This is a genomic window from Atopobacter phocae ATCC BAA-285 (assembly GCF_000526675.1).
GTDB classification, from domain to species: domain Bacteria; phylum Bacillota; class Bacilli; order Lactobacillales; family Aerococcaceae; genus Atopobacter; species Atopobacter phocae.
This window is the reverse complement of sequence record NZ_JAGN01000048.1, coordinates 1-11,411: the sequence shown is the minus strand read 5'-3', so window position 1 is coordinate 11,411 and position 11,411 is coordinate 1. Positions and strand designations below refer to the sequence as shown.

Genomic DNA, 11,411 nt, shown 5'->3' with positions numbered 1-11,411 from the left:
ATGGCTCAGTTCTACAAGAAAGTATATCAAGTTTAACCAGTAAGAGAGTATAGAACATTGTATAGTATTTTACACAAGATTATGGACTTGACTGAAATTTAGCTATAATTGTCTATTTTTAAGCAAATCATTCGGTAAAGTCATCAAGCTAATGGTAGACTGTTAGTAGTTTTCAAAAATCAACAAGTAGATAGATTAGCTCGATAACGGTGAGCTAAAGATTTGTATTTACTGAGTGCAATGTAAAGAAATGCAATGCACGGAATAAGATAATAGAGGAAATAAATAAAGGAGTGCAAGCATGTTAGGTCATATTATATTTTTTTTAATCGTGTTCACTGCTATCTTACTTAGTTTATATTGGATGCAAAAGATACACGTTCCATATTCAAGAAGAGTTTTATTAGGGTTAATTATCGGTATTATATTTGGAGCCATTATCCAAGTCGTGCTAGGAACAGATAGTGATGCTACTAAACAAATTATAAATTGGATTAATTTGGTCGGATACGGCTATGTTCGCTTCTTACAAATGTTAATAATTCCGCTTATTGTGGTGTCATTAATACGGGCATTTACTCGAATTGAGGGGGAATCCAATTTAGGGCGTATTGGGACGAGCGTATTAGCTACTTTACTCAGTACGGTATTTATTGCTGCCTTAGTAGGGATTACCTCAGTGATTGTGTTTCAATTAGCCGGATCTGAATTTACAAAGGGTTCAGCTGAGGCGGCACGGATTATTAGTGTAACAGAACAACAAAGCCAAGTGAGTAATCAGACTTTACCTGAACAGCTATTGAATTTTATACCAACAAATGTTTTTCAAGATTTAGCTGGCAGTCGACCAACTAGTGTCATTTCAGTGGTAGTATTTTCAATATTCGCGGGAGTGGGATACTTAGGTGTTGCTCGTAAGCAACCGGAACAAGCAGCGGTTTTTAAAACAGGGGTAGATAGTTTATATGCTATTATTTCACGGATTGTAACTCTGGTGTTAAGAATGGCTCCTTATGGTATTTTCGCTTTAATGACTAAAGCTTTAGCAACAAGTAGTTTTAAAGCGTTAATTAATATGGGAACGTTTGTTATTGCAAGTTATACAGCTATTATCATGATGTTTATCATTCATGGTGTGATTTTGTTAGTCGCTCGAGTTAATCCGTTAACTTATTATAAAAAAGTATGGCCTGTTTTAAGTTTTGCGTTCACTTCTCGTTCAAGTGCGGGGGCTTTGCCGATGAACATAGAGACGCAGATTGCTTCACTTGGTGTAGACCGAACAACGGCGAATTTAGCGGGAACGTTCGGACTCTCAATTGGTCAAAATGGATGTGCTGGAATTTATCCTGCTATGCTTGTGGCCATTATCGGACCAACGATGGGATTAGACTTATCTGATCCAACAGTATGGTTAATGATAGCGGGTACTGTTGCCATTTCTTCATTCGGTGTAGCGGGTGTCGGCGGAGGGGCAACTTTTGCCGCGTTAATCGTTTTTGGCACGTTAGGTTTGCCTGTTGAAATAATTGGGTTACTCGTTTCAGTTGAACCAATTATTGATATGGCGCGTACATCATTAAATGTGAATGACAGTATGGTTGCAGGGGTAATTGCTTCACGTCGAATTGGACAATTAAATGATACAATTTTAAATGATATGAATCAAAAAATGGCTAATAACTTTGATCATTAAAATAAATGGAAAAAGATGAATGCGATGCGTTCGTCTTTTTTTTGTGGAAAGAATTAAGTATTACAAGGAATATAGTTGTTGCTTGAAAGAATAACAGGTAAAATATCCTATAAGAAGTGAGGAGGAATTCGATTGAATCATTATTATACAAATCAACCAGAAATTGAGAGTGCTCCAGAATGGATCACGTTTAAATTGCGCGGAAAAGAATTAGTATTTCAAACAGATAACGGTGTATTTTCTAAAAAAACAATTGATTTTGGGTCACGTGTATTAATTGAAAGTATACCTAAAGAGTGGCTTTCGGAATCAAAAAAATTGTTAGATGTTGGTTGTGGTTATGGACCAATGGGGATTGCGTTAGGAGCAAGTGCTTCTCATTTAGTAATCGATCAAGTGGATGTTAATTTACGAGCGCTTGATTTAACTCGTTCGAATCGTCAAAAAAATGGAATCACAAATGGAAATGTTTGGGAATCAAATGTATATGATGCAGTTCAAACAGTAGATTATGATTTGATTGTGACTAATCCCCCTATCCGAGCAGGGAAAAAGGTTGTGCATCAAATATTAATTGAGGCATATAACCATTTAACAGAAGGCGGGCGTTTGATTTGTGTAATTCAGAAAAAGCAAGGAGCGCCAAGTGCACTCAAAAAGATGGAAGAAATTTTTACAAAAGTGAATGAGTTAACACGTGAAAAAGGATATTGGATTCTTGTTGGAGAAAAATAGCCGCATGGAACGAATTATTTCAAGTCAAATAAATAAACACTAATAGAACAAAATAGCTATCGATAAAATATTGACAGAAGCCAAAATATCATGTAATATTGATACGATACAATTACTGTTGATAAAAAAAGAGTCATGGTGAAATATTGTCCATCATGCCGCGATATTTAAAACAAAAGGGAAAGATTTCAATTTGAAATAAGGAACTTTTGTATTTTTTTTGCTTAAAAATGAGCAATTGAATCGTTTGTAACGTCAACTTAATAATTGTAACTAGAATGTCACATTGGCGAAAATAAAAAATAGGGGTGGAAAGCTTGTTAGGACATAATGTCAAGTATGGCAAGCATCGCGTTCGTAGAAGTTACGCACGAATCGGCGAAGTGCTTGATCTACCAAATTTAATTGAAATTCAACGTGATTCTTATCAATGGTTTTTAGATGAAGGATTACGCGAAATGTTTAAGGATATCTCTCCAATCGAAGATCACATTGGTAATTTATCGCTTGAATTTATCGATTATGAGTTTCAAGAACCAAAATACACTGTAACAGAAGCAAGACAACATGACGCAAACTACTCAGCGCCAATTTATGTAAACCTACGTCTTATCAACAAAGAAACGGGTGAAGTGAAAGAACAACAAGTATTCTTTGGCGACTTCCCATTGATGACTGAAATGGGTACATTTATTATTAACGGGGCAGAACGTGTAATTGTTTCTCAATTAGTTCGTTCACCTGGGGTTTACTTCCACGATAAAATTGATAAAAATGCACGTGAAAGTTTCGGTTCAACCGTGATTCCAAACCGTGGTGCTTGGTTAGAGTTTGAGTCAGATGCAAAACACGTATCTTACGTTCGAATTGACCGCACACGTAAAATTCCATTAACTGTTCTAGTTCGTGCGTTAGGTTTTTCTGGAGATGATCAAATTCTTGATTTATTTGGTGATTCAGAAACATTACGCCTAACAATTGAAAAAGATTTACATCGTGATCAATCAGATAGTCGTACGAACGAAGCGTTGAAAGAAATTTATGAACGATTACGTCCGGGAGAACCTAAAACGGCTGATAGTTCAAGAAGTCTTTTAACAGCAAGATTCTTTGATCCACGTCGTTATGATTTAGCGCCAGTAGGACGTTATAAAGTCAATAAAAAATTAAACTTAAAAACGCGTTTAATGAATCAAAAGATTGCTGAAACATTAGTGGATCCTGAAACAGGCGAAATCATTTTAGAATCTGGTGAAGTAATTAATCGCGAAGTGATGGAGCGTTTAGCCCCTTACTTAGATGGTGGATTAAATACGATGACGTTACAACCTAATGAAAATGGCGTTGTTACGGAACCTGTTCAAATTCAAATTTTTAAAGTTTACTCACCAAACGATCCAGATCGTATCATTCACGTAATAGGTAATGCAAATGTGCCAAGTGATGTGAAATATTTATTAGTGGCAGATGTGATTGCTTCATTAAGTTACTTCTTAAACTTATACGAAGGAATTGGACATACAGACGACATTGACCATTTAGGTAACCGTCGTATTCGTTCAGTAGGTGAGTTACTACAAAATCAATTCCGTATTGGTTTAAGTCGGATGGAACGTGTTGTGCGTGAACGGATGTCAATTCAAGACGTTTCAACGGTTACTCCACAACAATTAATCAATATTCGTCCGGTTGTTGCAGCGATTAAGGAATTCTTTGGAAGCAGTCAGTTATCTCAGTTCATGGACCAAACAAACCCATTGAGTGAGTTAGCGCATAAGCGTCGTTTATCAGCCTTAGGACCGGGTGGTTTGACTCGTGACCGTGCAGGATATGAAGTTCGAGACGTCCATTATAGCCATTATGGTCGTATGTGTCCGATTGAAACACCAGAAGGACCTAACATCGGATTGATTAACAGTTTATCCACTTACGCGAAAATCAATGAATTTGGTTTTATCGAAACACCTTACCGTCGTGTGGATTGGAAAACTAACCGTGTCACAGATCAAATTGACTATTTAACAGCAGATGAAGAAGATCATTATGTTGTAGCCCAAGCGAACTCTGTTTTAAATGAAGACGGAAGTTTTGCGAACGAAGTTGTAATGGCGCGTAAAGTGAGTGATAACATTGAAGTCCGTGTTGAAGATGTGGACTACATGGATGTGTCACCAAAACAAGTTGTGGCCGTTGCGACAGCATGTATTCCATTCTTGGAAAACGATGACTCTAACCGTGCGTTGATGGGGGCTAACATGCAGCGTCAAGCGGTACCTTTGATTCGTCCACAAGCACCATTTATTGGGACAGGAATGGAGCATCTTGCAGCACATGACTCAGGAGCTGCATTACTATGTAAACATGATGGAGTCGTTGAATATATTGATAGTGATCAAATTCGTATTCGTCGTCAAGATGGTACATTAGATAAATATCGTTTAATGAAATTTGAACGTTCAAACAGTGGAACATGTTACAACCAACGTCCAGAAGTTACTTTAGGTGAAGAAGTTGAAGCTGGCGATATTATCGCTAACGGTCCTTCAATGGAAAGAGGCGAATTAGCTTTAGGACAAAACCCATTAGTCGCATTCATGACATGGGAAGGTTATAACTATGAAGATGCGATTATTATGAGTGAACGTCTTGTAAAAGATGACGTATATACGTCAATTCATATTGAAGAGTATGAATCAGAAGCTCGTGATACAAAATTAGGACCTGAAGAAATAACACGAGAAATTCCAAACGTAGGAGAAGATGCCTTACGTAATTTAGATGAAATGGGTATTATTCGAATCGGTGCGGAAGTTCATGATGGGGATATTTTAGTAGGTAAAATTACGCCAAAAGGTGTAACCGACTTATCACCGGAAGAAAAATTATTACATGCGATTTTCGGTGAAAAAGCGCGTGAAGTTCGTGATACATCACTTCGTGTACCACATGGTGGAGGCGGAATTGTTCGCGACATTAAAATTTTCACACGTAGCAATGGGGATGAGTTAAGTCCTGGAGTTAACATGCTTGTACGTGTTTACATTGTTCAAAAGCGTAAAATTAATGAAGGGGATAAAATGGCTGGTCGTCATGGTAATAAAGGGGTTGTCTCTATTATTTTACCAGAAGAAGATATGCCATTTATGCCTGATGGAACGCCTGTTGATATCATGTTGAATCCACTTGGGGTGCCAAGTCGTATGAACATCGGGCAAGTACTTGAATTGCATCTTGGAATGGCAGCACGCCAATTAGGTATTCACATTGCAACGCCTGTTTTTGATGGGGCGCAAGATGCGGATGTTTGGGGAACAGTGGAAGAAGCTGGACTGGCGAAAGATGCAAAAACAACTTTATATGATGGACGTACAGGTGAACCGTTTGACAACCGCGTATCAGTTGGTGTCATGTATATGATGAAACTAGCCCACATGGTTGATGATAAATTGCATGCACGTTCAACAGGGCCATACTCTCTAGTAACACAACAACCTCTTGGTGGTAAAGCACAATTTGGTGGACAACGTTTTGGTGAGATGGAAGTTTGGGCGCTTGAAGCATATGGTGCAGCTTACACATTGCAAGAAATTTTAACTTACAAATCAGATGATGTAGTTGGACGTGTACGTACTTACGAATCAATCGTTAAAGGCGAACCAATTTCTAAACCAGGTGTACCAGAAAGTTTCCGCGTGTTAGTTAAAGAGTTACAAGCATTAGGTTTAGATATGAAAGTGCTAGATGAAGATAATCAAGAAGTTGATTTAAACGGCATGGAAGAAGAAGCAAGTGTTTCTTACGGAAGTGTAGATAATCAACGTGGTGATAAGAAACCAAATAATTCAGATAATCCAATGGCATCGTCTACAGCAAATGTACCTTTACAAGATACAGTTGAATTAACGAATGAAGATTAAAAGAAAAAATCATTGTAGAAAATAGCACTTTGGGCGTTCTTAAATAGAAAGGGAGGTTAGCCCTTTGATAGATGTTAATAAATTTGAAAGTATGCAAATTGGTTTAGCTTCTCCTGATAAGATCCGTAGTTGGTCTTATGGAGAAGTTAAAAAACCAGAAACAATCAATTATCGGACGTTAAAACCTGAAAACGATGGATTATTCTGTCAACGAATTTTTGGGCCGGTTAAAGATTTAGAGTGTGCGTGTGGCAAGTACAAACGTATGAGTGAAAAAGGTAGAGTATGTGAACGATGTGGCGTGGAAGTAACACGCTCTAAAGTACGTCGTGAACGTATGGGACACATTGACTTAGCTGCTCCAGTATCTCACGTGTGGTATTTCAAAGGTATTCCAAGCCGTATGGGATTATTACTAGACATGAGTCCACGTGCTTTGGAAGAAATTATTTATTTTGCGTCATATGTCGTAATTGACGGTGGCGATACAGGCATGGAAGTCAAACAATTATTGACTGAACGTGAGTACCGTGAACGTAAACGCCAATTTGGCAATCGCTTTACAGCTTTAATGGGTGCGGAAGCAATTAAAGAATTGCTTAAACGTGTCGATATTGAAGCTGAAATTATAGAATTAAAAGAAGCTTTAAAAACAGCACAAGGTCAAAAAAGAACACGTGCTATTCGTCGTTTAGATATTTTAGATGCGTTTAAAGAATCTGGCAACGATCCAACGTGGATGGTTATGGATGTTATTCCTGTTATTCCTCCAGATTTACGTCCGATGGTTCAATTAGATGGTGGACGTTTTGCGACAAGTGATTTAAATGATTTATACCGCCGTGTGATTAACCGTAACAACCGGTTAAAACGTTTATTAGATTTAAATGCACCTAATATTATTGTTCAAAATGAGAAACGTATGTTGCAAGAAGCCGTAGATGCATTAATTGATAATGGTCGTCGTGGTCGTCCAGTAACTGGACCAGGAAATCGTCCGCTTAAATCATTATCACATATGCTAAAAGGTAAACAAGGACGTTTCCGTCAAAACTTACTAGGTAAACGTGTGGACTATTCAGGACGTTCAGTTATTGTTGTTGGACCAAACTTGAAGATGTACCAATGTGGTTTACCAAAAGAAATGGCACTTGAACTGTTCAAACCATTTGTAATTAAAGAATTAGTTGAACGTGAAATGGCATCTAACATTAAGAATGCTAAACGTAAAATTGAACGTTTTGACGATAGTGTTTGGGGCGTGTTAGAAGAAGTTATTCGTGAACATCCGGTTCTATTAAACCGCGCACCTACGCTTCACCGTTTAGGTATCCAAGCGTTTGAACCAGTCCTAGTTGAAGGACGTGCTATTCGTTTACACCCATTAGTATGTGAGGCTTATAACGCCGATTTTGATGGGGACCAAATGGCTGTCCATGTACCATTAAGTCAAGAAGCACAAGCCGAAGCACGCTTACTAATGCTTGCTGCACAAAATATCTTGAACCCTAAAGATGGTAAACCAGTTGTTACACCATCACAGGATATGGTTTTAGGTAACTATTACTTAACAATGGAAGAGGGCGGACGTGTTGGTGAAGGAATGATCTTCTCAAATGAAGAAGAAGCAATCCTTGCTTATGAAACAGGACAAGTTCATTTACATACACGTATTGCAATTAATCCAAAAGCATTAAAAGACAAACCATTTTCAGAGTGGCAACGTGAGCGTCTCATGTTAACAACAGTTGGAAAATTATTCTTCAACTCAATTATGCCAGTTGAATTCCCATATTTAAATGAACCAACTACTGAGAATTTAGAAGTTAAAACACCAGATAAATACTTCGTGGAACCAGGAACTAATATTCTAGAAGAGTTACAAACACGTGAATTAGTACTTCCTTTCAAGAAGAAAAACTTAGGAAACATTATCGCGGAAGTATTCAAACGATTCCAAATTGCTGAAACAAGTAAAATGTTGGACCGTATGAAAAACTTGGGATATAGCTATTCAACACGTGCAGGTATTACAGTAGGTATTGCAGATATTACGGTTGCAGATACGAAAGCTGAAATTTTAGAAAATGCACACGAAGCAGTAGAACAAATTACTAAATTATACCGACGTGGTTTGATTACAGACAACGAACGTTATGAGCGAGTTATTGACACATGGAATAAAGCAAAAGATAAAATTCAAGAAGCGTTAATGCAAACATTGGATGACCGTAACCCAATCTTCATGATGAGTGATTCTGGAGCACGTGGTAACATTTCCAACTTTACACAGCTAGCCGGTATGCGTGGTTTAATGGCTAGTCCGAGTGGGAAAATCATGGAATTACCTGTTACATCTAACTTCCGTGAAGGATTGACTGTCTTAGAGATGTTCTCATCTACCCATGGGGCTCGTAAAGGGATGACTGATACGGCGCTGAAGACTGCCGATTCAGGTTACTTAACACGTCGTCTAGTAGATGTTGCTCAAGATGTGATTATTCGCGAAACAGACTGTGGAAGTGATCGTGGTCTAAATGTACGTGCAATTAAAGAAGGTAACGAAATGATTGAACCGTTAGAAGAACGGATTATCGGACGTTATGCAAACAAACGAGTAGTTCATCCTGAAACAGGTGAAGAACTAGTAGCTCGTAATGATATGATTACAGAAGATATTGCCCGTCAAATTATAGCGGCCAATGTTGAAGAAGTAAGCATTCGCTCAGCATTTACATGTAATACTCGTCATGGTGTATGTAAGAAATGTTACGGCCGTAACTTAGCAACTGGTTCAGAAGTAGAAGTTGGGGAAGCTGTTGGAACAATCGCGGCTCAATCAATCGGTGAACCAGGTACTCAGTTAACCATGCGTACATTCCATACGGGTGGGGTTGCCGGAGATGATATTACTCAAGGTTTACCTCGTATTCAAGAAATCTTTGAAGCACGTAATCCTAAAGGTCAAGCGACAATTACAGAAGTTACAGGGGAAGTTTCTAAAGTGGAAGAAGACGCTGGAAAACGTGAGAAGAGAATCACGATTCAGGGAGAAACAGACACAAGAACATACGAAATCCCTTATACATCTAGAATTATTGTTGAAGAAGGCCAATTAGTTAAACGTGGTACACCATTAACACAAGGGTCAATTGATCCAAAAGAATTGTTGCGTGTTCGTGATGTATTAACAGTTGAAAACTACTTACTTCGTGAAGTTCAAAAAGTATATCGTATGCAAGGGGTAGAAATTGGAGACAAACATATCGAAGTAATGGTTCGCCAAATGCTTCGTAAAGTACGCGTAATGGATCCAGGCTCAACTAACTTGTTACCAGGAACGATGATGGATATTGGTGATTTCATGGATGAAAATGAAACATCAATTAAAGCTGGAGAAATACCAGCAACAGCTCGTCCAGTACTACTTGGAATTACGAAAGCCTCATTAGAAACAAATAGTTTCTTATCAGCAGCATCCTTCCAAGAAACCACACGTGTCTTGACAGATGCAGCGATTCGAGGTAAGAAAGATCATTTACTTGGATTGAAAGAAAATGTTATCATTGGTAAAATCATTCCAGCGGGAACGGGAATGGCTCGTTACCGTAAAATGAAACCAAGTACAGAAGAAGAACGAACAGAATCGGCATACCGTTTAACGGAAGTTCATTCAACAAATGAAGCTGAATTAACTGTTCCATCAAGTAAAGAAGACTAATTTTACAAAAAAAGAATATGTCTAAAACATGAAAAGCAGGAGCCATAACGGGCTCCTGTTTTTTTCGTTAATTATAGCAAGAAATAATAATCATAAAAGCTACAGTAATAAAAGGAATAAAAGGAAGTTCTAAGATAAAATGCTTTTTAAATAAAAAGTAGAATAATTGATAAAGTAAGCCTAATCCACTAGCTATTAAATTCAATAAAGCCCATTTTGGAAAAGGTAGAATAAGACATAAGATGATAAGGGCTTTGAAATCAGCACCTTCGAAATAGCCAGGAATATAATATAGAATAAAAAACATAAGAATTATCAGGATAAACGCCGTATTCCATTGAGTTAATGTGGGAAAAGGATGAAGAGTAAAAATGAAACTGATTCCCCAAAAAATATCAGGAATTTCTTTTTGAATCAAATCAAATATACTTGTAATAATGAGAATATATCCAATGGTAATAATACTTAATGATGCTACTGATGAATTAAAGAATAAGTAGATAAATACTGACCAATAACCAGTAAGTAGTTCTCCAAATAAAGTTTCCGTGGGGAGTGAACGACAGCAATATCGACAGCGTCCTTTTAGACATAAAAAGGATAAGACTGGAATCATATCTAAAAAAGATAATTGCGTGTAACAATGATTGCAATACGAAAATTTAGAAGAAGGCGCGCTTGTTAATCGACGCCAAATGGTGACGGTAAAAAATGAAGCGAAGCTCGATCCGATAAAAAATATACATAAAATAAATAATAAATTGAACATTATTTAACCCCCTCATATATAATAGATGCAGTTGATGAAAAATAGTTCAAATTTTTTAGGAGAAAAGTATTGACTTTTTTCCAGAATAAGGTAATATATTTATTGCTGTTACAACTTTGCATGTTTCATTTATTTCAATGAGATGATGAAAATATATTTTTTATTAAAAAGTATTGACAGTTTGATTACAAAATGATATTATAAAGTAGTTGATGCGACAAGTAATCAACGAGTGACCTTTGAAAATTGAACAATAAAGACGAACCAAATGTGTAGGGTTAATTTGTTTCTGACGGAGCAAATTAAAACAACAATTCAAAATCACGGACAAGTGATAACAACGCCAGTTTTGGCAAACAAATGAGCAATTAAATTCTTTCATGAGAGTTTGATCCTGGCTCAGGACGAACGCTGGCGGCGTGCCTAATACATGCAAGTCGAACGCAGTTTCATTCACCGAGTGCTTGCACTCACCGAATGGACTGAGTGGCGAACGGGTGAGTAACACGTGGGTAACCTGCCCATCAGTGGGGGATAACAGTCGGAAACGACTGCTAATACCGCATGATTTTC

The 11,411-nt window shown here is 37.5% G+C and carries 5 protein-coding genes, 1 rRNA gene and 1 pseudogene; 6 read left to right on the top strand and 1 reads right to left on the bottom strand.

From position 1 onward, the window contains the following. The first annotated feature begins 301 nt into the window (after positions 1-301). The 4 genes and pseudogenes from L866_RS0107315 to rpoC all read left to right on the top strand — a co-directional run. Positions 302-1,696 carry an L-cystine transporter gene (locus tag L866_RS0107315; RefSeq protein WP_025730603.1) on the top strand — a complete coding sequence of 465 codons (1,395 nt, stop codon included), beginning with the start codon at positions 302-304 and terminating at the stop codon, positions 1,694-1,696. Positions 1,697-1,828: 132 nt separating this feature from the next. Beyond that, a complete protein-coding gene (locus tag L866_RS0107310) occupies positions 1,829-2,431 on the top strand; it encodes a class I SAM-dependent methyltransferase (RefSeq protein ID WP_025730601.1) in 603 nt (200 codons plus the stop codon). 317 nt (positions 2,432-2,748) lie between these two features. After that, positions 2,749-6,348: a DNA-directed RNA polymerase subunit beta gene (rpoB, locus tag L866_RS0107305; RefSeq protein ID WP_025730599.1), complete on the top strand. Its 3,600-nt coding sequence runs from the start codon at positions 2,749-2,751 to the stop codon at positions 6,346-6,348. Between the two features lie 91 nt (positions 6,349-6,439). Next, positions 6,440-9,971 (top strand): annotated as a pseudogene (gene rpoC, locus L866_RS0107300) (DNA-directed RNA polymerase subunit beta'); the annotation flags it as partial. Positions 9,972-10,136: 165 nt separating this feature from the next. Here the strand turns inward: rpoC and L866_RS09850 are convergent. Continuing rightward, complete coding sequence (locus tag L866_RS09850) at positions 10,137-10,766, bottom strand: prepilin peptidase (protein ID WP_425387360.1); 630 nt, start codon at positions 10,764-10,766, stop codon at positions 10,137-10,139. On the opposite strand from L866_RS09850, the gene L866_RS09825 reads away from it, so the two are divergent. Together L866_RS09825 and L866_RS0107290 are read left to right on the top strand one after the other, a co-directional pair. Beyond that, positions 10,717-10,845: a hypothetical protein gene (locus L866_RS09825; protein ID WP_281170805.1), complete on the top strand. Its 129-nt coding sequence runs from the start codon at positions 10,717-10,719 to the stop codon at positions 10,843-10,845. The two genes, L866_RS09850 and L866_RS09825, sit on opposite strands and share 50 nt — an antisense overlap. Positions 10,846-11,214: 369 nt before the next feature. Then, positions 11,215-11,411, top strand: a 16S ribosomal RNA gene (locus L866_RS0107290); the annotation flags it as partial.

What these genes read in the sequence shown, in the direction of transcription:
- L866_RS0107315 (WP_025730603.1), top strand. Translation starts at nt 302, where the DNA reads ATGTTAGGTCATATTATATTTTTTTTAATCGTGTTCACTGCTATCTTA.